Source organism: Granulicella sp. dw_53 (assembly GCF_018449545.1).
GTDB lineage: Bacteria > Acidobacteriota > Terriglobia > Terriglobales > Acidobacteriaceae > Edaphobacter.
In genome coordinates this window covers 182,188-202,836 of record NZ_JAAVUR010000011.1, presented here as the reverse complement: position 1 = coordinate 202,836, position 20,649 = coordinate 182,188, and the positions used below count along the sequence as shown (strand labels likewise).

General features: G+C 60.5%; 20 protein-coding genes and 4 tRNA genes. 14 read left to right on the top strand and 10 right to left on the bottom strand.

Annotated features, from left to right (window positions below; all coding sequences use genetic code 11):
- Window positions 1-76: 76 nt before the first annotated feature.
- The 5 genes from HB393_RS17655 to HB393_RS17635 all read right to left on the bottom strand — a co-directional run bounded on the left by HB393_RS17655 (window position 77) and on the right by HB393_RS17635 (window position 1,273).
- Window positions 77-394 carry a hypothetical protein gene (locus HB393_RS17655; RefSeq protein WP_218624007.1) on the bottom strand — a complete coding sequence of 106 codons (318 nt, stop codon included), beginning with the start codon at window positions 392-394 and terminating at the stop codon, window positions 77-79.
- Window positions 395-454: 60 nt separating this feature from the next.
- Window positions 455-529: transfer RNA gene (locus HB393_RS17650), tRNA-Gly, on the bottom strand.
- A gap of 17 nt (window positions 530-546) precedes the next feature.
- Window positions 547-621, bottom strand: a tRNA-Thr gene (locus tag HB393_RS17645).
- A 252-nt stretch (window positions 622-873) separates the two neighbouring features.
- Window positions 874-960 (bottom strand) — tRNA-Tyr (locus HB393_RS17640).
- A gap of 237 nt (window positions 961-1,197) precedes the next feature.
- Window positions 1,198-1,273: transfer RNA gene (locus HB393_RS17635), tRNA-Thr, on the bottom strand.
- Window positions 1,274-2,013: 740 nt separating this feature from the next.
- Between HB393_RS17635 and HB393_RS17630 the strand changes: the two genes are divergently transcribed.
- The 3 genes from HB393_RS17630 (at window position 2,014) to HB393_RS17620 (ending at window position 5,338) form a co-directional block, all read left to right on the top strand.
- The gene (locus HB393_RS17630) at window positions 2,014-2,847 is read left to right on the top strand and encodes a hypothetical protein (protein ID WP_213806498.1); all 834 of its coding nucleotides are present in this window, start codon (window positions 2,014-2,016) and stop codon (window positions 2,845-2,847) included.
- A gap of 69 nt (window positions 2,848-2,916) precedes the next feature.
- A complete protein-coding gene (locus HB393_RS17625) occupies window positions 2,917-3,927 on the top strand; it encodes a hypothetical protein (RefSeq protein WP_213806497.1) in 1,011 nt (336 codons plus the stop codon).
- Between the two features lie 160 nt (window positions 3,928-4,087).
- Entirely contained in the window at window positions 4,088-5,338 is a 1,251-nt protein-coding gene (locus HB393_RS17620; protein WP_255551287.1) for a PQQ-dependent sugar dehydrogenase, read from the top strand.
- 66 nt (window positions 5,339-5,404) lie between these two features.
- On the opposite strand, the gene HB393_RS17615 is transcribed toward HB393_RS17620, so the two are convergent.
- Entirely contained in the window at window positions 5,405-6,451 is a 1,047-nt protein-coding gene (locus tag HB393_RS17615; RefSeq protein WP_345945278.1) for a M23 family metallopeptidase, read from the bottom strand.
- 231 nt (window positions 6,452-6,682) lie between these two features.
- Here HB393_RS17615 and thiL point away from each other — a divergent pair, with 231 nt between their 5' ends.
- From thiL to HB393_RS17595, 4 genes are all read left to right on the top strand, one after another.
- Window positions 6,683-7,705: a thiamine-phosphate kinase gene (thiL, locus tag HB393_RS17610; RefSeq protein WP_213806496.1), complete on the top strand. Its 1,023-nt coding sequence runs from the start codon at window positions 6,683-6,685 to the stop codon at window positions 7,703-7,705.
- 342 nt (window positions 7,706-8,047) lie between these two features.
- Window positions 8,048-8,824, top strand: a complete 777-nt coding sequence (locus HB393_RS17605; RefSeq protein ID WP_213806495.1) for a class I SAM-dependent methyltransferase — start codon at window positions 8,048-8,050, stop codon at window positions 8,822-8,824.
- Window positions 8,825-9,143: 319 nt separating this feature from the next.
- A complete protein-coding gene (locus tag HB393_RS17600; protein ID WP_213806494.1) occupies window positions 9,144-10,283 on the top strand; it encodes a cystathionine gamma-lyase in 1,140 nt (379 codons plus the stop codon).
- Window positions 10,280-10,852, top strand: a complete 573-nt coding sequence (locus HB393_RS17595) for a hypothetical protein (protein ID WP_213806493.1) — start codon at window positions 10,280-10,282, stop codon at window positions 10,850-10,852. Before HB393_RS17600 ends, HB393_RS17595 begins: the two co-directional genes overlap by 4 nt.
- A gap of 397 nt (window positions 10,853-11,249) precedes the next feature.
- Here HB393_RS17595 and rsmD read toward each other — a convergent pair whose 3' ends face one another.
- Window positions 11,250-11,828, bottom strand: a complete 579-nt coding sequence (rsmD, locus tag HB393_RS17590; protein ID WP_213806492.1) for a 16S rRNA (guanine(966)-N(2))-methyltransferase RsmD — start codon at window positions 11,826-11,828, stop codon at window positions 11,250-11,252.
- Between the two features lie 69 nt (window positions 11,829-11,897).
- On the opposite strand from rsmD, the gene HB393_RS17585 reads away from it, so the two are divergent.
- From HB393_RS17585 to HB393_RS17575, 3 genes are read left to right on the top strand one after another with little or no spacing between them, the layout of a single operon-like run.
- Window positions 11,898-13,025, top strand: coding sequence for a site-2 protease family protein (locus tag HB393_RS17585; RefSeq protein WP_213806491.1), 1,128 nt, complete (start codon window positions 11,898-11,900; stop codon window positions 13,023-13,025).
- Window positions 13,018-13,917, top strand: a complete 900-nt coding sequence (rsmI, locus tag HB393_RS17580) for a 16S rRNA (cytidine(1402)-2'-O)-methyltransferase (RefSeq protein ID WP_213806490.1) — start codon at window positions 13,018-13,020, stop codon at window positions 13,915-13,917. The genes HB393_RS17585 and rsmI overlap by 8 nt, the downstream gene beginning before the upstream one ends.
- A 32-nt stretch (window positions 13,918-13,949) precedes the next feature.
- Complete coding sequence (locus HB393_RS17575; protein WP_213806489.1) at window positions 13,950-14,810, top strand: SGNH/GDSL hydrolase family protein; 861 nt, start codon at window positions 13,950-13,952, stop codon at window positions 14,808-14,810.
- Between the two features lie 34 nt (window positions 14,811-14,844).
- Here HB393_RS17575 and HB393_RS17570 read toward each other — a convergent pair whose 3' ends face one another.
- Window positions 14,845-15,258: a hypothetical protein gene (locus HB393_RS17570; protein WP_213806488.1), complete on the bottom strand. Its 414-nt coding sequence runs from the start codon at window positions 15,256-15,258 to the stop codon at window positions 14,845-14,847.
- Window positions 15,259-15,367: 109 nt separating this feature from the next.
- On the opposite strand from HB393_RS17570, the gene HB393_RS17565 reads away from it, so the two are divergent.
- From HB393_RS17565 to moeB, 4 genes are all read left to right on the top strand, one after another.
- Complete coding sequence (locus HB393_RS17565; RefSeq protein ID WP_255551271.1) at window positions 15,368-16,315, top strand: pyridoxal-phosphate dependent enzyme; 948 nt, start codon at window positions 15,368-15,370, stop codon at window positions 16,313-16,315.
- 3 nt (window positions 16,316-16,318) lie between these two features.
- On the top strand, window positions 16,319-16,795 hold the full coding sequence (locus tag HB393_RS17560) for a M67 family metallopeptidase (protein WP_213806487.1): 477 nt from the start codon (window positions 16,319-16,321) through the stop codon (window positions 16,793-16,795).
- Window positions 16,792-17,073, top strand: a complete 282-nt coding sequence (locus HB393_RS17555; protein WP_213806486.1) for a MoaD/ThiS family protein — start codon at window positions 16,792-16,794, stop codon at window positions 17,071-17,073. Before HB393_RS17560 ends, HB393_RS17555 begins: the two co-directional genes overlap by 4 nt.
- Before the next feature lie 98 nt (window positions 17,074-17,171).
- Window positions 17,172-18,401 carry a molybdopterin-synthase adenylyltransferase MoeB gene (moeB, locus tag HB393_RS17550; RefSeq protein ID WP_213806485.1) on the top strand — a complete coding sequence of 410 codons (1,230 nt, stop codon included), beginning with the start codon at window positions 17,172-17,174 and terminating at the stop codon, window positions 18,399-18,401.
- A gap of 63 nt (window positions 18,402-18,464) precedes the next feature.
- Here moeB and HB393_RS17545 read toward each other — a convergent pair whose 3' ends face one another.
- Entirely contained in the window at window positions 18,465-19,097 is a 633-nt protein-coding gene (locus tag HB393_RS17545) for a hypothetical protein (RefSeq protein WP_213806484.1), read from the bottom strand.
- A gap of 204 nt (window positions 19,098-19,301) precedes the next feature.
- On the bottom strand, window positions 19,302-20,648 hold the full coding sequence (locus tag HB393_RS17540) for a homoserine dehydrogenase (protein ID WP_213806483.1): 1,347 nt from the start codon (window positions 20,646-20,648) through the stop codon (window positions 19,302-19,304).
- Between the last annotated feature and the right edge of the window lies 1 nt (window position 20,649).

Here is a 20,649-nt window from a genome sequence, read left to right as displayed (position 1 = left end):
GCTTGTCTCCTCGTGTTGGCCGGCGTCTAGACCGGCGGTTCAGGTCAATACATCGTGGTACTAAATTCGGGGTGAATCAGTAGTACGCGTACAGCTTGAAGAACTTCTCTCTCAGCTCGGGAGCGACCTTCTCCAGGCTGGCGAGATAGAACTCGCGAATCTGGCCTTGATCGCCGTTACCGAGGCGGCTGTACTCTCCGGCAGTGGCATCTCCGAGCAAGCCTTGCTTCAAGACCGTCTCGAAGTCGCGGATCCTAAGGCCGGCCCGAGAGAGGGATTTGAAGAAATCCGACGCCCGGTTCGAGGAGAAGGAAGACTCGATCGCCGACTTAACGGCGAGGAAGACCGGAGGATCAGCGACGACAAGTTCCGGCTTCTCGTAGATTGTGCTCAACGTAAATCTCCTGCGTACATCAATCTCCTGAGCATATCGTGCTGCTCAGGCCTTCAACTATGGAGCGGGAGACGGGAATCGAACCCGCGACCAACAGCTTGGAAGGCTGTGACTCTACCACTGAGTTACTCCCGCCCGGTGAATCTAATCTCTGGAGCTGACGGAGAGGCTTGAACTCTCGACCTCTCCCTTACCAAGGGAGTGCTCTACCACTGAGCTACGCCAGCACTGTATTACGCGTTGCAAACCAACCTTACAATCCTACCTTGAACGGAGCCGTCCGAGGACGACGCGGAAGGCAAAAAAACCTAACAAGATCCAAGTAAGCGAACGGTACTTCCCGGCGTCCATCGTCTGCCAGGAGATTACCGCCAGGAATCCAAGGACAGCCAGGGCGATAACCATTCGACCGCTACCGGCAGGACTCAGATCCACGACTCACCTGTACAACACCACAACGTAAAGCGACTGCAAAATTATGGTGCACAGGGGAGGATTCGAACCTCCGTAACTCGAAGAGTGGCAGATTTACAGTCTGCTGCCATTAACCGCTCGGCCACCTGTGCACTTTCTGCCTGCGATCCTGATTGCAACCCTCGCTCAACCTATCAAACCCACGCCTCGACTCCGACTGCGAATCGATCGAGTGGAAGCTACCTTGAAGGAGTGACCGGAGGCCTGCGCTGCCAGGACGGCAAACAGTACAACCAAATCCGTCTTTCTGTGCTGCGACTTCCTTGTCGCTACTACATGAAACGCATTCAAACCCTGTCATCTGCTGGCCGAAAAGAGCTGGCGGATGTTGGAGCTGACGAAGGGATTTGAACCCCCGACCCTCTGATTACAAATCAGATGCTCTACCAGCTGAGCTACGCCAGCCCAAAAAGCCAGAGCTCGAAACAGCCTTGCATTTCACCTGAGACCGCCCCCTGATAAGCCCCAGCCGTAAGACGCGCACCAGTGCTTGCGCAGAGTGCGCCGCAGACTTCAATTTAGCATAAGAACCCAGGCCGGGCAACCACCATACCCTGTGGATTCAACGCCCTCTGCCGGTCGCAGTTCTACCGGGAGGCGAGGGTATTTGGGCGGCACTGGATGTCCCTGAGAGGGTTTGCCGTGGGACCCCCTCCCCCCCTTTTTGAGGCAAAATCTTCATTTAAATCGGCTTAAACCTGGACCTCTTCGATGGAGCTTGCAGCGGGAGGTTTGCCGGGGCCGAGACCTGAAGCGACGAATTGGCAAGGAACGAGGAATCTATCGCCTGGGCGATGAAGTGAAGTGGCGCATTCGCCTATTTTCCACTTCTACTTCTATTCTAATGAATCGAACCGAACTAAAGTGCCACTTGGATCTTGCTGATAAAAAGCTAGTTAGATAGATTTAGGGCTTGACATGAGATTTTGTTGGAGATTTGCAAATGCGGTGATCAGAAGTGGCGATCCAGATAGGGTTAGAGTTCGGAGGAGAAGGCGACGTACTGCAAACGAGCGCCCTTCTACCGATGTTTGCAGATCCGTTCTGGAACTGGTCTCGATTGAAGTTCCGACCGCTCTCTTTTCCGCATACAGCCGCGTCCTAAGATAGAAATCCACACCCCATCAGCGTCAGGAGTTATTTGCATGAATCTGTTGTCCCGAATTCCTCGCGCCGTGCTCGCCGTTTTGCTGCTGGTCGTTTTGCTGCTCGTCGGCGGGCGTAGCGGTTTGGCGCAGCAGAACTCCACAGAGGGACCTCTGATGGAGGTCGCACCGAAGACGCTGTCCAATGACTCGATCGTGAGGATGGTCAAGGCGGGTCTGGGGGACGAGCTGATTGTGCAGACCATCCAGGCGCAGCCGGGGCGCTACAACACGGATGCAGATGCGCTGGTGGTCCTGAAGGAGGCGGGGGTCTCGGACCGTCTGATCACGGCCATGATGAACAAGAGCCGACGGCAGATTACGGCGGCGCATGAGGCGTTGGCGCCGGTGACGCCGGAGGTGAACGAGATCGGCGTGTACTACAAGGACCGCAACGGCAACTGGGTGCCGGTGGAGCCGGAGATCGTCCACATCAAGTCGGGCGGATGGGTCAAATCGACGGTGACGCACGGGATCATCAAGCAGGATCGCAACGGTCACATCAACGGACGCGAGTCGAAGCTGGTACTGCAGAGGCCGATTCAAATCCTGATCTATGTGCCGGAGGGGATCTCGGCTACGGAGTATGACCTAGTGAAGTTTCGACTGAACTCGAATAGCCGCGAGTTCAGGACGCTTACGGGTGGCGTCTTCCACTCGACCGGAGGCGCGGATCGGGACGAGGTGAAGTTCACGCCGGAGAAGACGGCTCCGCGGACCTATCAGTTCACGATGGATCAGAAGGTCGACGGCGGGGAGTATGGCATTCTTCCTCCCGGTACGGGAAACGTGACCAATGGCGGGAAGATCTACACCTTTGCGATCGTGGAGTAGGTCTGCAGCATAGGCGTTGGCAGGCGGGCCCATTGCCGTAGACGCCGGGACAGAGTAGAAACAGACTGGATGCGAAAACGGACTCGCTACTCACTGCTCCTGATGCTTGCCCTGATCGCCGCGCTGGCAGTGGCGGTTTACCTGCGGCAGAAGGCTCCTCCCGAGGTGGCGCGGCTGTTGCCCGAATCGGACGCAATTGTGTACGCGAACGTGAGGCCTTTGCGGCTGGCGACGCACTTCGACCGCACGGCGGTTAAGCGGAGCCCGGAGTTTCAACGGTTCATCGATGCGACGGGCGTGGTTCCGGAGAGGGATCTGGACGAGGTGGCGTTTGCGCTGCACCGGATGGACGATCCGCGAGGACCGAATGGGCCGGTGGCTTACTCCGAGGTGTTCTCGGGGCGGTTCGATGGCGACCGGCTGGGGCGTTATCTGGCGAGCATTGCGACGGCGCGGGAGAGCTACGCCGGGCACACGATCTATACGATTCCAGTAGGCGATGCCGCGACCGGAGGTGGCCGGGAGCTGCGGGTCACGCAACTGGGCTACGACATGGTAGCCGCTTCGAATATGCCGACCGTTGAGCAGATTCACTCCATTCTGGACAGGTACCGGGCGGCGGCTTCGCCGTTCGCTGGATCGTCGCTGCTGTCGGCGCGCTATGGGGATATTCCGCTGCTTTCGAGCGCGTGGGGAATCGGGCATGTGGGGCTGCCGTTCTCGGAGGGCGGACGCATCACGGTGCTGGGGTTGCAACTGCCGCTGCCGGAGGACACGACCTTTGTAGCGAGCTTGCAGTATCGGGGCTCGGTGCGGATGCGCGTGGAGCAGATTGCGCCTACGCCGGAGGATGCCGCGAGGTCGGTGGAGGCGCTGTCGACCCTGCTGGGGATGTTTCGGTCCATTCAGAGGGTTCAGCAGGGCGCTCCAGCGGATGCGGCGATGGCACAGGCGATCGACTCGCTGAAGATCGAGCGTAAGGATGACCGTGCGGTGTTGACGGCGAATATCCCGATGGACATGTTGAAGCAACTCACGACGCCGGCGCGAAGTGCAGATGACACGAACGGTCTGCGCTAGGCATACTGCTTATGCATCGCCCCACATATCACAGAGAGATTTCTGGAGACCATTGCGCATGACCGCCAATCCTTCGATCCACTCGACTGCCCGCGTCGTTGCAACTGCCACTTCTTCGATGGCAGCTGCGCTGTTTCTCACTTCGTTGATCGCGCCTTGCATGCAAGCTCACGCGCAGGGAGCGGCTAAGACGATCACCGGGCAGGCCGCCTTCACGGACTACACACAGGAGCATCCGGGGGTGCGGCGCAAGATTACAGCGGCTGATCTGCCGGAGCCGAATCAAGGGGAAGCGGTCTTCAACGGACCGACCGTGGTGGCGAGGCCGGAGGGTGCTTTGCCTATTGCTCCTCCCGGGTTCAAGGTGGAGTTGTATGCGCAGGGCTTTCGCGTGCCTCGCCTGCTTCGGACCGCACCGAATGGCGATATCTTCATGTCGGACACTGGCGCGGGAGAGGTCAAGGTGTTTCGCGGAGTGGGTGCGGATGGCAAGGTTGTGACGAGTGAGACGTTTGCCAGCGGCTTGAAGCAGCCGTTCGGCATCGCGTTCTATCCGCTGGGGCCGAATCCGCAGTGGGTCTATGTGGCGAGCACGACGAGCGTCGTTCGCTTCCCTTATAAGTCAGGTGAGTTGAAGGCGAGCGGCGAGGCGGAGACGATCGTTCCTACGCTTCCAGGCGGCAGAGGCGGACATACGACTCGCGATGTGGTGTTCTCGAAGGATGGCAAGCGGATGTTCGTTTCTGTGGGATCGGCGTCGAACGTCGACGATACGGATAATAATCCGACGGAGTTCCATCGCGCCGATGTCCTGGAGTTCGCGCCGGATGGGAAGTTCGTGAAGGTCTTCGCCAACGGAATTCGCAACTGCGTCGGCGAGGCTATCAATCCGACGACGGGGCAGTTGTGGTGCTCGACCAATGAGCGGGACAATCTCGGCAACAACCTTGTGCCGGACTACATCACCTCGGTGAAGGAGGATGGGTTCTACGGATGGCCGTATTACTACATCGGTGGACATCAGGATCCGCGGCATGCGGGGAAGCATCCGGAGCTGAAGGATAAGGTCATTGTTCCGGACGTGTTGCTGCAACCGCACTTTGCGTCGCTGGAGCTGGCTTTCTATACGGGCAATCAGTTCCCTGCTGCTTATAGCGGCGATGGGTTCGCGGCGGAACATGGATCGTGGAACAAGTCCAAGCGAGCGGGTTATGAGGTGATTCGCATTCCTATAAAGAATGGTGTTGCGACCGGCGAGTTCGAGGACTTCCTGACTGGCTTTGTGACTCCGGATGGCGGAGTTTGGGGTCGGCCAGTGGGAGTGACGGTTGCGAAGGATGGATCGTTGTTCGTGAGCGATGACGGCTCGAAGAGCATTTGGCATGTCAGTTATGTGGCAAGAAATAACTGACGGAAGGCAGGAAGAAGGGCAGGCTGACCTTGCGGTCAGCCTGCCCTTTTTTCATTGCAGAGACGGTTAGCTTGCGGGTGTTCCCATTCCCAGGTCGGCCAGCGTGGTGCGGAGGTACTTGTGGGGGTTGACCGGGGTGTTGTGGATGCGGACCTCGTAGTGGAGGTGATAGCCGGTGGTGCGGCCGCTGTGGCCGACGTAGCCGATGACCTGGCCGCGGATGACGGTCTGGCCTGCGACGACGGCGAAGCCTGACATGTGGCCGTAGACGGTCTCGATGCCGTGGCCGTGGTCGATGACGACCTCGCGTCCGTAGCCGTTCTGCATGTCGGCGGACTTTACGGTGCCATCGCCGGTGGCGCGGATGGGCGTTCCGTTGGGCGAGGAGATGTCTACGCCGGTATGGAACTCGCCTTCGCCGTTTCCGGTGACGGGATCTTCACGCTGGCCGAAGCCGCTGCTGATGGGTCCCATGATGGGCCACATCGTTGGGGCGTCGGCGTCGAGTGGGCCCAGAGAGCCCAGGCCGAAGCGGAGGCTGGTGCGTGTGGTCGCCGAGGAGTTGGCGAGCGCGGGAAGGGTGCGGACCGCGGAGCCGCTCATTGCGGTGGTCCGTAGGGCGTAGAAGGCGTCGACTGACTTGTAGTAGCTGTTGTCGTCGGAGACGGCGATCGTTGGGTCGGTCAGCGCGTTGGCGGCTGGCGCGACTCCTGCGGAGTTGGCTTTGGCTGCCTTGCGGCTGGCTGCTTCCGGGTTGCCGGTGAAGCGGCCCATGGGAACGGCGAGCTTGCTGGCGGTGAGTCCGTAGATCGCGGAGACCTCGCTGGCTAAAGAGCCGAGAGAGGCGACTTCCACATCCTTCTCGTGGGCTGCCTTCTCCAGGTGCGCGTAGTCCTTCTGGAGCGAGTTGTGGTCCTGGCGAAGCTGGTTGAAGCGAGCGGTCTTGATGAGCATCCGCGAGTAGGAGCCAGCGAGTCCGGTGATGGTGAACATCCCGATGGCTGCGGCCGCGACGAAGATGTAAGCGTAATGGAGAGGAACGGGAACCTTGTTCAGGTTGCCTTCGTCGTCCCGGCTTACGAACATGATGTAGTAGCGCTTCTTGAGACTCAACCGAAAACCTGAGCCCTGATTTGACCGCCGAAAGGAGCTGCGCGGTTCGGAGGGACCGTAATCCGTCGAGGGAATGAGCTTTGGTAATCCTCATTCCCGAATTTGGATTCGACAATCCCTCTGGGCTTAGGTCGATCGTATCAAACCGCTCATCTCAGTGCAACCCACGCCAATCGGCTATGTGACTGGAATTGCTGGCACTTTTTCGACACCATTTATTCTTCTCACACGATGAAAAAGAAGCAGAAACAGCCCGGAGAGCTGGCACTGATCGAGCAGATTCGACGAGGCGAGACGGCTCGCGGCCGGGGGATCGTGCTGGGAATTGGAGATGACTGCGCGATTTTGCGGCCAGCGGTGGGGTCCGAGGTGCTGGTGACGACCGACTTCACGCTGGAGGGACGGCACTTCCGGCGGGACTTGCATCCGGCGGAGTCGGTGGGGCACCGCTGTCTGGCGCGTGGGCTGAGCGATCTGGCGGCGATGGGGGCGGCTCCGCTGGCGGCGTTTCTGTCGCTGGCGCTGCCAAGGGAGATGTTGGCTACTCCGAAGGGACGTGGTTGGGTGGAGGGGTTCTTTGGGGGTTGGCGAGGGTTGGGAAGACGTTATGGTGTTCCGTTGGCTGGCGGCGATACCGCGGAGTCGCCGAATGGGCTGGTGCTGGCGGATATCGTGCTGGTGGGGACGGCTCCGGCGGGGACGGCCCTGCGGCGAAGTGGAGGCCGGGCGGGCGATGCGCTCTATTGCACGGGACGACTGGGCGGGGCGGCGGCGGAGTTGGAGGGTTTGTTTGCGCGGGGCAGGATGGCTCGGGTGACGGATGTGGAGGAGCATCCGCAGCTCTTTCCTGAGCCCCGGCTGCGGGTGGCAGAGGCTCTGCGGCGGCGTGGGCTGGCGAGGGCTTGTCTGGATCTGAGCGATGGCTTGTCGACCGATCTGGCGCATCTGTGTGCGGAGTCCGGAGTGCATGCGGAGGTGGAGGAGGCTTGGTTGCCGCTGCATCCGCTGACCGCTCGGATGGGAGAGGCACGGGCTTTGGAGCTTGCGCTGCATGGCGGGGAGGACTATGAGCTGCTGTTCTCCGCGGATGCTTCCGTGCGGGTGCCAAGGAGGATTGCGGGGGTTGCGGTTACGCGGATCGGGCGGTTGACGCGGCGACGGCGGGGGGAGGCTGTGGTGACGCTGGTGCGGGGGGATGGACGACGGGAGGCTTTGCCGGCGGGGGGATGGGAGCACTTTGCTGGTTCGGCTTGAGGGTGGTTTGGGTTATGGCTCCTCTTGCAACTTTTCAAGGTGAAAGCCTCTAGTGGATTGGGGCTTTTGATCCGCAAGCTTCGTCTAGCTAAGTTGCTTCTCTTCGTATGAGGAGAAGACCGGTTGTTATGCAGTGCGGCTTCATCCCGGCGTAACATGCCAGCGACCTGACGGCGTGCGTCAACAATATGCTGACATCCTCGTGACATCTTCCGATATCTCTCTTCGTAGACTTATGTTGCCTCTGGCCTACAAGCCGTATCGTCAGGCGCATCCGTGGTTTAGTTCTCATTTGAAGGTTCAGAGTGGCACTTCAATGCCACAACGATCGAGGAGGAGATTTTGGCTTTTGCAGAGAGCGCCGAGCGGATGCTGGCTCGGCTTGTGCAACTTGAGAAGAGTGTGACCTGCGGGCAGGAGTCGAGGCAGAACTATCTAGCGATGCATGGACGCCGGTTCGCCGATATTTTGAGTCTGTGCAGGAGAGAGGTGCCGAACGCTTCGGCGCGTGTGCTGGATATAGGGAGGTGTGAGCTGACAGCCTATTTGTCGGGCTTCTACCGGAACATCCAAACGCTGGGCCTGGACCCTCTTGTAGATGACGGTGGTCATCGCGAGGTGAGTGCAATGGGGGATGTTCCGCACATCACCTTTGACTTTCTGGACGCGCCTCATGTCTCTCGTTGGCCAGAGGGCGACCGTTTTGACTTGATTGTGTTTTCTGAAGTGCTCGAGCATCTCCATGTGGCTCCGGAGTTTGTACTCACGTTTCTTAGCTCCCTGCTCTCTGAGCGCGGCATTCTCGTGTGTACGACGCCCAATGCCGCGGAGATTGGAAAGCGAATTCGGATGGCGATGGGGCGCAATCCGTATGAACGCTTACGGCTCTACGAGATGAATCCTGGACATGTGAGGGAGTATACGAAGCGGGAACTCGGCGAGATTGCGAAGAGCGTTGGGTTGAGTTGCAGGGACCATTCTTATTTCAATTGGATTGAGGATAAGGATGGGAATCCGATTAAGGCGCTTCTTGTACGGCTTATTCGGGCTTATCCTGCGTTTCGGCCTTTTCAGATGTGCATTTTGGAGAGGTTGGCTTCTGCGGGTAGTGGGGAGTAGGAGAATGGGCGGGGGGATGGTTGTGGTTCCCCAATCATCGGGGGATCAGGCGCCCTCAGGATGGGCACCCGGGCTGTCGGGGCTGGGTGGAGCGACGGTTGTTCTTCCCTTCTCTTCCCGGGGCGGTTGGGGTTGGATAAGGAAGACGGTCGTGCTTCGCACGATACCCCACCCTATCCGACGATGAGACTGTCGGAAAGGATGGGGCACCCGCTTTTGTGGCTACCCGATGGGGAATGGGCTGGGATATGGAAGTCTTGGCGTGGTTGTGCCGCTAGACTTGAGGGACGCTGTTGGGATTTTTTTATGGGGGTGTGGGGTGCGTGAGAGTACGAAGGTGGTTCGGTCTACATTGACGCCGGCGGTGGCGGGTAGGGAGATGCAGCTTGGGCCGGTGTTTGCTGCGCCCTATCATGTGCCGGGTGATCCGGCGGGGGTTCCTTATACCTATGCGCGGGCGCACAACCCGACCTGGACGGAGTTAGAACGGGTGCTGGGGGAGATGGAGTCGGATGGAAGTTTTGAGGCGAAGGTGGTGGTGTTCGCCTCGGGGATGGCAGCGATTGCGGCGGTGTTCGGGGCGGTACTGCGGCCGGGGGATGCGATTGTGATGCCGTCGAACTCGTACTATACGGCGCGGGTTCTGCTGCGGGAGTACTTCGTGCAGATGGGAATCGTGGTGCGGGTTCTGGATGCGGAGGCTGAGTTAGAAAAGCTGTTGGAGGGTGCGCGGCTGCTGTTTCTGGAGACGCCGAGCAATCCCACCATGGAGGTAAGTGATATCGCGGCGATGAGCGAGGCTGCGCATCGGGCTGGCGTGCTGGTGGCGGTGGACAATACGACGCCTACTCCGCTGGGGCAGAGGCCGCTGATGTTAGGGGCGGATCTTTCGGTGGCTTCGGATACGAAGTCTTTGAGCGGGCATGGGGACATTCTGCTGGGGCATGTGGCGGTGAAGGATGCGGCGTTGCTGGCGAAGATCGACCAGTGGCGGACGCTGACGGGTGGGATCTTGGGGCCGATGGAGGCTTGGCTGGCGTTGCGGTCGATTCCGACGCTGCCGCTGCGGTTGGAGAAGAGTTGCGCCAATGCTTTGGCGATCGCGGAGTTTTTGGGGACGCGGAGTGAGGTGGAGAAGGTAATGTATCCGGGGCTGCCGACGCATCCGGGGTATGCGGTTGCCCGGCGGCAGATGCGGTACTTTGGGGCGGTGGTGAGTTTTGTGTTGCGGGATCAAGAGGCTGCGGAGGCGTTTTTGAGTAAGGCGGAGTTGTTGACGGATGCGACCAGCTTTGGCGGGGTGGTGACTACCGCAGAGCGGCGGGCGAAGTGGGGTGGGGATGCGGTGGCTCCGGGGTTTATACGGCTGAGCGCGGGGTGTGAGGATGTGGAGGATTTGATTGCAGATATGGCCCAGGCGCTAGATGGGCTGCCGCGGGCTCTGGATGGGCTGCGATGATTGTCGATGCGTTTCCGCATGGTTGGGCTGCCGAGGCTTTGAAGGTTCCGCCGTTGATTGCTCCGGTGCGGCAGTACACGTATCCGCAGCAGATTGCGGGGGAGGAAGATGCCCTGGGGCGGGGGGCATTGTTGTTGATGGTGCGGCCTGAGGGTGGAGGGTCGTTTCTGGCGACTTGTGCGTTGGGGTTTACCGATCCGTCGATGCCTACGGCGGTGTATGGGTGTCCGAATCCTGATGAGTTGTGTGCCGTGGCAGGCGGGTATGCGTATGTGATCGATACCTTGCGGCCGGAGCGGTCTACGCATATTTCGTTGAAGCCGGTGGTGCGGGTGTTAGCTGTTGAGGGATTGCTGGTGTTTGTTGGGTTTCACTCGATGGTGGCGTGGGGGTTTGCGGGGCTGGCTTGGGAGACACCGAAGTTGAGTTGGGAGGGTCTGCGGTTGGGTGAGGTGGAGGATGGGGTGTTGCATGGGTTTGGGTGGAATTTGATGACGGATAAAGAGGTGGGGTTCACGGTGGATCTGCGGACTGGGGTTTGTTTGGGTGGGGCTTTTAGCGGCAAGTAAGCGGCGGTGCTCGTTAGAGTCTTACCGAGGGAACGTTATAGGGTGCGGGTAACGACGGAATCGGACAGGAAGAATGCTACCGGTTGAATGCTGAAGCGGATCAAAGTGGCGTTCTGTCCAACGGGAGCGGCAACGAAAGGAACCCTCGGTGCGGTCGTCGGGAGTAACAGTGAGTTTGACTTCCCAAACCCTTCGAGGAAGGTGATGAATTAGTTCGGCGTCTTCAATGACTGCGCTCCCTAGTTGGCCCCGCAATCCGATCCACCACCGGTCGACTAACGTAAACACAACGACTGCGATACTAAGGACCAGCGAGGCAAAGCAAAGGTACTCCCCGATCAGAAACCACTCCAGAGCGGCCCGAGAGGGAAGATTGTCCGACCGGAGAGCGTGAAGGCTAATCATCCGTAACCTCTGGAGACGCGTAGAAGCTGATGGCGGCGTCGCCTTGTTTTAGGAGGCGGTAGTGTTCGAGGGCGCCGTAGCGGGCGGAGAGTTTGGCTTTGCTGCTGTGTTCAGCCATGACGATGGCGGTGGGGGTGAGGAGTTGGCGGCCGCGGGTGCTGCCTAGGAAGCTTAGGGTTGATTCGTACTCGGAGTCGGACTCGTAGGGTGGGTCTAGGAAGATGAGGTCGATGGGAGCAGGGAGTTTGCTGAGGAGTTGGAGCATGGCTCCCGTGCCTCGGTCTTCGAGGGTGAAGTCGCGGGTGATCTTGAGGGACTTAAGGTTGTCGCGGAGGGAGGCGAGGGCGGGGACGGCGTTCTCGGCGAACCAGACGTGGGATGCTCCGCGGCTGAGGGCTTCGATGCCGACGGCTCCGGTGCCGGCGTAGAGATCGACGAAGCGGGAGCCCTCGATGCGGGGTTGGAGGATGTTGAAGAGGGTCTCGCGGAGACGGTCGCTGGTGGGGCGGGTGGAGGTGCCGCGGGGGGCCTGGAGGAGGCGCGAACGATAGGTGCCGGCGATGACGCGCATCGGGTTATGGTACCAAGGGCTGGCCAGAGCGTTGAAACGGGAGTGGGTGGGGCAGCATACAATGGAGGCATGCGCGGGTGGTCTTTTCCTATCGGCAGATTTCTCGGGGTGGATGTTCGCATCCACACGTTCTTCCTGCTGTTGCTGGGAGTAGCGATTAGTTATGCGTCGGTGGGCGGCGCGACGGGTGGGCGAGGCTTTGGGCTGTGGCTGCTGCTGGTGCTGGCGGTGGCGGTGCGCGAGACGGCACGGGCGATTGCCGCGGCCTGGTACAACCTGGATGTTCGCAGCCTGCTGTTGCTGCCGTTTGGTGGGTTGATGGGGTACGGCTCGACGGAGGCGACGGAACGGGCCTCTACGCCGGAGATGCAGAAGCGCATGGGGATTGTGGGGCCGATTGCGAACCTGGGGTTTGGGGTGTTGCTGGGCGCGCTGGTTCTGGTGGTGGCTCCGCAGGTGAATCTCTTTGAACGGCCGTGGATTACGCCGACGCATCTGCTGCGCGCGGCGGTGTGGGTGAACCTGCTGCTGGGCGCGGTGAATCTGCTGCCGGCGGCTCCGCTGGATGGCGGACGGGTGTTTCGCGGGGAGTTTGCGAAGTCGCATGGCGGGATCAAGGGTTTGAAGATGGTCGCGAACATCGGGCAGGTGGTCTCGTTCGGGCTGATCGTCGCGGGCATCCTGGTGCCGAATGTGTGGCTGCTGATGATGGGTGTGTTCGTGATGATCGGGGCGCGGATGGAGGATCAGGGGCTGCTGCTGCAGACGGACGTAGACTCGGTGCGGATGCGGGATGTGATGCTGCTGGAGTTCAGTACGCTGTCGGCTTCGGCGACGCTGGACGATGCGCTGGTTCAGTCGGTTCACTCGCTGCAGGATGTGTTTCCGGTGGTGCGGGGGACGAATCTGGTGGGGGCGGTGTCGCGGCAAGGGATCATCGATGCGCTGCAGTCGGGCGGCAATGGGTATGTGCAGGGAGTGATGACGCGGTCGTTCCAGATTGCGCAGCCGGATGATTCGCTGGTGAAGACGCTGCGGAGGATCGTGTCGGGGCAGGGTGCGCAGTTGGTGCCGGTGCTGGATGGGGACCGGATCGTGGGGATTATCACTCCGCAGAACCTGGCGCAGTCCATGACGATGCTGAACCAGAGACGCAGGATGCGGGAGCGGGAAGCCGACAAGAGCAATGATGAGTGATGAGGGATCCGCGGAGACGTATGTAGGGAGCGTCGACAAGCCTCTGGCTCCAGGGCTTTATCTGGTGGCTACACCGATTGGGAATTTAGAGGACATTACGCTGCGGGCGTTGCGGGTGCTGCGCCTGGTGGACCGGATTGCGTGCGAGGATACGCGGCAGACGCAGAAGCTGCTGCACCACTTCGGCATCAAGACGCCGACGGTGAGCTATCACATGCATAACGAGGGGAGCCGCAGCGAGGAGTTGGCGGCGGAGTTGAAGGCGGGCGGACGGATTGCCGTGGTGAGCGATGCGGGGACGCCGGGGATCGCGGATCCGGGAGGACAGATTGCTGCGGCGGCGATTGCGGCGGGGGTGGCGGTGTATCCGGTTCCGGGGGCGAATGCGGCGATCAGTGGGCTGATTGCGAGTGGGCTGCCAACGGAGGGTTTCACGTTTCATGGGTTTCTGCCTTCGAAGGGTGGTCAGCGGAAGACGGTTCTGGAGGAGCTGCCGCGCGGGAGTGGGACGCATATTTTTTATGAGGCTCCGCACCGGATCGAGGACACGCTGGCGGATGTGGAAGCGGTGTTTGGAGCGGCGCAGCATGTAGTGATTGCGCGGGAGCTGACCAAGCTGCATGAGGAGTTTTTGCGGGGGGCAGTCGCTGAGATACGGGCGGAGCTGGCGAAGCGGACGGTGCGGGGGGAGATGGTGTTGATGCTGGCTCCGGTGGCGGTCGAGGCTGCGGCGCTGAAGGGCAAGACGAGCATTGGGGCGGAGGTTGCGGCTCTGATGGCGGCGGAGGGGTTGGCGGAGAAGGATGCTTTGAAGCGGGTGGCGCGGGAGCGAGGGATCGGCAAGAGCAATGCTTACCGGGAGCTGCAGCGGGAACAGAATCGTCTGCGTTAGGTTTTGAAGTTGGAACGTCTTTGGAGGTGTGGATGGACCGGTTGAAGTTCTTTGGGATGTTGGTGTTGGGGCTTGGGGTCTTCGCGCATGCGGCGGAGCAGAAGGGCGGAGCCGCGAAGATCGAGCGGATGTATGTGTTTGGGGATAGCTACTCGGATATCGGGGAGGGATATCGGGATGGAAATGGGCCCACGGCGGTGGCGTATCTGGCGGCGCGGCTGGGGTTCAAGCTTGAGCCTTCCAATACGGCGAAGGTGCGGGGCAAGAGTCTGGACTATGCGGTGAGCGGGGCGCAGTCGGGGAGCGGGGAGGGACGGCCTCTGCCGGGTGGGATGATGCTGGGCTATGGGATGAAGAACCAGGTGGCCGACTTTGCGGCGAAGGTGCAGTCGAAGGAGATCAAGTTCGATCCGAAGAAGACGCTGTTCTTTATCGCCGGGGGGTTGAACGACAGCCGGCTGCCGGATGGGACGACCGCAACGAATGAGAAAGAGGAGATTCGGACGCTGTATGGGCTGGGGGCGAGGCGGTTCGCGGTGGCGATGCTGCCGGAGGCGATTCCGGGCTTTGGGGTGACGGGAAAGCGGCTGAACCCGAGCCTGAAGGCGATTCCGGAGGAGATGCAGGCGGAGTTGACGGACATCCACATCAGCCTGAGCCACTGGGGTTTGTTCTTCGACGAGGTGCTGCAGCAACCGGAGCCGTACGGAATTACAAATACGACGGACGCGTGCGCGGGGAGGGCGATCCGGAGTGAGGACCCGACTCCGTGTGCGTGGCCGGAGACGTACTACTACTATCACTCGCAGCACCCTTCTACGGCGACGCACAAAGCGGTGGGGGAGAAGCTTTATGCGGAGGTCATCGGCGCGACGGGTGCTCCCGCGCAGTGAGGTCCGCGGAAGCTGTTCCCTGCCCTATGCTGGTCTATTCTCTGCCTTTGACGCGGTCGTACTGGTAGACGTCGCTGGTGGTGCCGAGGGACTCGTTGTAGAGGCTCGTAGAGCCTGCGGCCTCCTTGAGCTCCTCGCTGAACTCGTGGATGGCACGGAGGTGGTCGGCGGTGGCGGGGATCTCGAGACGGCTGGTCTTGAGGAACTTCTGGTAGCCACGGTCGAGCAGCCGGGAGATCTCTCCGCCAAGCAGCCAGCCGGGGCGGGAGAGGATCTGGACGGAGCCGTCGGAGGCTGCGGCGATCTCTGCCGCGCAGCCGTATTTCCTTACTTGGAAGGCGTTAGGGGTGCGCTTTGCACCCTCCTGGGCGGGAGCAACATCAAACCGTTGGCTACCTAGTATGGAGAGCACATCGTTGAAGCTGCGCAGGGTTTCTTTCTTTGCCATAATTTAGACTCGAAGTTAACTGTCGCACATCCGCAGTCCGGCTTCAAACCGGAAGCCAACGGTGGATGACTTTGCAGAAGGAATATTCAGACGTACGAATGTTTATGTTATGGGACAGACAATGATTGTTGCTGCTAAAGCGCTGGGGACGAGCATTCTGGACCGCATCGGGAATACGCCGTTGGTGCGGATGGAAAGGCTGACCGAACACCTGCCCGGCGTACAGATTCTAGGCAAGGCTGAGTGGGTGAATCCAGGTGGGTCGGTGAAGGACCGGGCGGCTTCGTCGATTGTGCTAGACGCACAGCGGCGCGGGCTGCTGGGCAAAGGCAGAGGATTGCTGGATGCTACCAGCGGCAATACCGGCATTGCGTACGCGATGCTGGGCGCGGCCATGCGCTTCCCTGTGACGCTGTGCATGCCCTCGAACGTCTCCGAGGAGCGGAAGCGATACCTGGCGGCATATGGAGCGGAGATCGTCTGGACGAACCCGGCGGACGGGTCGGACGGAGCAATTCGCAAGGCGAGAGAGATGATCGCCGCCGAACCTGAGCGGTACTACTACGCGGACCAGTACGGCAACGATGAGAACTGGAAGGCGCACTACAGAACCACCGGGAACGAGATCTGGGAGCAGACTGAGGGCCGTGTGACGCACTTTGTCGCGGCCCTGGGGACGAGTGGAACGTTCATGGGAACGACTCGGCGGCTGAAGGAGCTGAACCCGGATATCCAATGCATCTCGATGCAGCCGGACTCTCCCTTCAACGGGCTGGAAGGGCTGAAGCATATGGCGACCGCCATCGTCCCGGGGATCTACGATCCTAACCTCGCCGACCAGAACATCGAGATGGCGACGGAGCGGGCCTATGAGATGGCCAAGTCTCTGGGACGCAGCCAGGGGTTGCTGGTGGGTGTCTCTGCCGCCGCGGCGACGGCTGCGGCGCTCCAGGTCGGCGAGGTGGAGGCGGCGCGAGGTCGTGAGGCTGTGATCGTCACGATCCTTTGCGACGGGGCGGACAAATACATGAGCGAACGTTTCTGGCGGGAGGGGTAACATATGTTGAGCATCGACTATGCAAACTACGAAGCACTGCGGGCACATGGGGAGGAGACCTATCCCAACGAGTGTTGCGGAGTTCTGCTAGGCAAGAACGAGGCCGAAGGCGATGGCAATCGGGTCGTGACGCTGGTCCGGGCGGGCAATACACGTACGGACGCCGCGCATAACCGGTACAACATTGCGCCGATCGAGTTGATTCGCATTCAGCGGCAGGCTCGGGAGCAGGGTTTGGATATCGTCGGCTTTTACCACTCGCACCCGGATCATCCGGCGCAGTGGTCGCCGACGGACTTTGCCGAGGCCCACTGGCTCGGCTGCTCCTATGTGATCACCAGCGTGGAAAAGGGTAAGGCGAAGGTGACGAACTCTTTCCTGCTGATGGGCAAAGAGGAGGACGAAAAGCAGTTTCACGACGAGAGCATTGAGATCTACATGGCCGACAACCAGGAAAGTTTGCAGGAGAGCAAAGCATGAAGATTCACATCCCCACCCCACTGCGCACCTATACCGGCGGTAAAGAGACGGTAAGCGTCTCCGGCAGCACGGTAAACGGCGCTTTGGACCAGCTGACGACGGAGTACCCGGAGCTGAAGCCGAACCTGTTTACCGCAGACGGCAAGCTGCGTTCGTTCGTCAACCTGTACCTGAACGAGGACGATATCCGCTACCTGCCGGCGAAGGAAGATTCGCCGACTGCGGAGAGCGATGAGCTAACGATTATCCCTTCGATCGCGGGTGGCTGTTGTCGGTAATACTGTAGGACTTCTTACGTAACTTGATCGGATACAAATTTCGAAGATTTCATATTTTGTGTATATAGCCTGCTGGAGCGGGCGAAGGATAGGCTTCCATGGCAATAGCAATTGAAGAAGAAGAGGTAGCAGCACTTCCGAAGCTTTCGAACGATGAGATCGCGCGCTACTCGCGCCACCTGATTCTGCCCGAGGTAGGCATGGAGGGGCAGCAGAAGCTGAAGGCTGCCAAGGTATTGTGTGTGGGCACGGGCGGGCTGGGCGCGCCGCTGGCGCTGTATCTGGCGGCGGCTGGCGTGGGTACGCTGGGTCTGGTGGACTTCGATACGGTCGATGCCAGCAACCTGCAGCGACAGATCATCCACTCCACCGCGACGGTCGGCAAGCTGAAGGTCGACTCGGCGGAGATCATGCTGAATGGCCTGAACCCGAACATGAAGGTGGTCAAGCACAACGTCATGCTGACCAGCGCCAACGCGCTCGAGATCTTCAAGGACTACGACATCATCGCGGACGGCACGGATAACTTCCAGACCCGCTACCTAGTGAACGATGCCTGCGTGTTGACGGGCAAGCCGAACGCGTATGGCTCGATCTTCCGCTTCGAGGGCCAGGCCAGCGTCTTCGCGACCAAGGAAGGTCCTTGCTACCGCTGCTTGTATCCTGAGCCGCCACCGCCGGGACTGGTTCCCTCCTGCGCCGAGGGTGGCGTGCTAGGAATTCTGCCGGGACTGATCGGCGTGATTCAGGCGACAGAGGTGATCAAGCTGATCCTGGGGATTGGCGAGCCGCTCGTAGGCCGCCTGCTGCTGGTCGATGCGCTGGGCATGGGCTTCCGCACGCTAAAGCTGCGCAAGAATCCGGACTGCCCGGCCTGCGGCACGCATCCGACGGTAACGGAGTTGATCGACTACGACCAGTTCTGCGGCATTGAGCCGCCGTCTGCGGTTGGGCCGCTCGAAGTGGCGCAGAACAAGGCTGTGGGCGATGCCGCTGTCGTCGATGGCATTCCTCAGATCTCGGTGCAGACACTGAAGCAGAAGCTCGATGCGAAGGAGAATGTCTTCGTGTTGGACGTCCGCGAGTTGCATGAGTATCAGATTGCGAACCTTGGCGCTCCGCTGATTCCGGTGGGGACGCTTGCGGGACGCATCGCCGAGATTGCGGAGCATAAGAACGATGAGGTCGTGGTCCACTGCCGGTCGGGAGCGCGCAGCCAGAAGGCGGCGGTGATTCTGAAGGAAGCTGGATTTACGAATGTGTTGAATCTGTCCGGCGGGATTTTGGAGTGGGCGGATAAGATCGATCCGAGCATGCCGAAGTATTAGGCTGGTTGGATGTATTGGCGAACGGCGCATCCTTTGGATGCGCCGTTTTGCTTTTCTCTGCGCTTATTGCTGATTGTCCGGTTCGAAATGAACAGAGACCGGAAGCGCGGCACTGTGTTCTATCCGGTACTTTGCATCGATCCTCCCAAGCTGTCTGCAGGCATGGCATTCGTGATCCGCCCTTTGCGCCTCGCTTTGCAACTCTGCCTTCTCTGGATGGAGCGCCCAACAATTTGGCCTATACGTGCTATTTGGTGGCAGGACGCCATCGATAGCCTTTTCGAGAGGCGAAAAGTCCACTGCGTATGCTCCGTCTTTATCGAACCACCAATAGCCGTCCTCACAGCCTCCGCCGTTTCCACTGTCCGGATCATACGTTCCTAGAATGGCATTCGGCCCAGTGCCGTAGATCACCGCTGGCTTCATTGGCCGATTAGTACCAAACCCTGACTGCATCTCGTAGATTGCGACGTACAGATTCCCCGTTCCGACTTGTACAAGCAGACTCTTCCATTGGGTCGGGGGCATCTCTCCTTCTGACCAGCCAGAAGGGATCACCTGTTGAACGGGATAGATGTTCATGAAGACTTGCACGATCCGATGTCCGGCGAGGGTGCCAAGATGTGTCACCTTTTGTTCGACTCGGTAGTCTCGCGCAGTGATGGTATGGCCATCAGAGGTTGCTCTGCCGAGCATCAGCTCTCCGCTTGCGTCCAACCGGAGCGGGTTTGGGTCCACCAACTCAGGGGATGCGGGACTGGGGTGTCCAGCGTGTCCCCTTTGTCGGTCATGACCCTGCGTTGGACCTGACCGGTAAGAGCTATCGGTGCGGCGATGAGCAAAGCAGTAGCTAAGAGGCGATGCAATTGAGTTGACGGCAACCGATACCTCGCTGATTGGTTACAGTTCGTCGGGCTTGTCTTCGATCTGGAGCATCTGCAGGCAGAGGGGGCGCTCTAGCATGCAGTCCATCTTGGCGAGTGAGGCCAGGGCCTGTTCGATGGTGGAGGTGAGGCAGGGCTCGGTGGTGACGACGAAGGGCAGGCGGTGCTTGGGGTAGCCAGGGCGCTGCAGGATAGAGTCGATGTTGGCTCCGACCTTGGCGAGTGCGCCTGCAATGGCAGACACTATGCCGGGCTTGTCGTCCACGACGAAGCGGAGGTAGTGGGGGGCGAGGAACTCGCCGGTGACCTTGCGCTTGCGGACAGGAAGCTGAACGGACTTGCAGCCTTGCGCGACCGCTAGGAGGTCGGAGACTACGGCTACGGCGGTGGGCTCGCCTCCGGCTCCATGGCCGGAGAAGACGACGTCGCCGCCAAAGCGGCCGCTGACGACGACCATGTTCTGGGTGCCGTGCGACCAGGCGATGGGCGAGGCCAGGGGCACGAGCATGGGTGCGACGCGGGCGTGGACGATGGCGCCCTCGACCTGGGCGCGGGAGACCTGGCGGATGGTGCAGTTGAGCTCCTTGGCGTAGGAGAAGTCGATGGCTTCGACGGTGGAGATGGTCTGGGTGGGGACGGAGTCGGGGTCGAGTTCGGCGTGGAGGGCGATGCGGGAGAGGATGCAGAGCTTGGCGCGGGCGTCGTAGCCGTCGACGTCGGCGGAGGGGTCGGCCTCGGCGTAGCCCAGGTGTTGGGCGTCGGCGAGGACGGTGGCGTAGTTCGCTCCGGTCTCCATGCGGCTGAGGATGTAGTTGCAGGTGCCGTTGACGATGCCGCTGAGGCGGGTGACCTGGTCGCCGCAGAGGCCTTGGGCCATGCCGGGGATGACCGGGACGCCGCCGGCTACGGCTGCTCCGTGGACGAGGTGGACGTTGTGCTGCGCGGCGAGCTTGGCCAGTGCGGCTCCACGATAGGCGATGAGCTGTTTGTTGGCCGTGACGACGGATTTACCGGAGGCGATGGCCTTGCGGAGCCAGCCTTCGGCGGGGGTGAGGCCGCCCATGAGTTCGATGACGACGTCAACGTTAGAGGAGAGGATCTCGTGGATGTCCTCGGTCCAGATGACGGAGGACGGGACGGACTTCGCGGCGGGCGACTCAAGCTTGCGGGCGATGTTGCGATTGAAGATGTGGGTGAGCTGGATGCCGGGAAACTTCGATGCCGCGAGGACCGTGGCGACGGAGCTGCCGACGGTTCCGAAGCCGAGGAGGGCTACTTTGACTACGGCTTCGGACGGCTTGGCGTTGGTGGGGGCGGTCTTCTTGGCTGCGGCTTTGGTCGGCTTCTTCGTTTTGGTTGCCATG

Coding starts and splice junctions, on each gene's coding strand:
- HB393_RS17565 (WP_255551271.1), top strand. CDS start 15,368: ATGGGACAGACAATGATTGTTGCTGCTAAAGCGCTGGGGACGAGCATT.
- HB393_RS17620 (WP_255551287.1), top strand. CDS start 4,088: ATGCAAGCTCACGCGCAGGGAGCGGCTAAGACGATCACCGGGCAGGCC.
- HB393_RS17560 (WP_213806487.1), top strand. CDS start 16,319: ATGTTGAGCATCGACTATGCAAACTACGAAGCACTGCGGGCACATGGG.
- HB393_RS17545 (WP_213806484.1), bottom strand. CDS start 19,097: ATGCTCGGCAGAGCAACCTCTGATGGCCATACCATCACTGCGCGAGAC.
- HB393_RS17555 (WP_213806486.1), top strand. CDS start 16,792: ATGAAGATTCACATCCCCACCCCACTGCGCACCTATACCGGCGGTAAA.
- rsmD (WP_213806492.1), bottom strand. CDS start 11,828: ATGCGCGTCATCGCCGGCACCTATCGTTCGCGCCTCCTCCAGGCCCCC.
- rsmI (WP_213806490.1), top strand. CDS start 13,018: ATGAGTGATGAGGGATCCGCGGAGACGTATGTAGGGAGCGTCGACAAG.
- HB393_RS17630 (WP_213806498.1), top strand. CDS start 2,014: ATGAATCTGTTGTCCCGAATTCCTCGCGCCGTGCTCGCCGTTTTGCTG.
- HB393_RS17625 (WP_213806497.1), top strand. CDS start 2,917: ATGCGAAAACGGACTCGCTACTCACTGCTCCTGATGCTTGCCCTGATC.
- thiL (WP_213806496.1), top strand. CDS start 6,683: ATGAAAAAGAAGCAGAAACAGCCCGGAGAGCTGGCACTGATCGAGCAG.
- HB393_RS17540 (WP_213806483.1), bottom strand. CDS start 20,648: ATGGCAACCAAAACGAAGAAGCCGACCAAAGCCGCAGCCAAGAAGACC.
- HB393_RS17595 (WP_213806493.1), top strand. CDS start 10,280: ATGATTGTCGATGCGTTTCCGCATGGTTGGGCTGCCGAGGCTTTGAAG.
- HB393_RS17570 (WP_213806488.1), bottom strand. CDS start 15,258: ATGGCAAAGAAAGAAACCCTGCGCAGCTTCAACGATGTGCTCTCCATA.
- HB393_RS17585 (WP_213806491.1), top strand. CDS start 11,898: ATGCGCGGGTGGTCTTTTCCTATCGGCAGATTTCTCGGGGTGGATGTT.
- HB393_RS17575 (WP_213806489.1), top strand. CDS start 13,950: ATGGACCGGTTGAAGTTCTTTGGGATGTTGGTGTTGGGGCTTGGGGTC.
- moeB (WP_213806485.1), top strand. CDS start 17,172: ATGGCAATAGCAATTGAAGAAGAAGAGGTAGCAGCACTTCCGAAGCTT.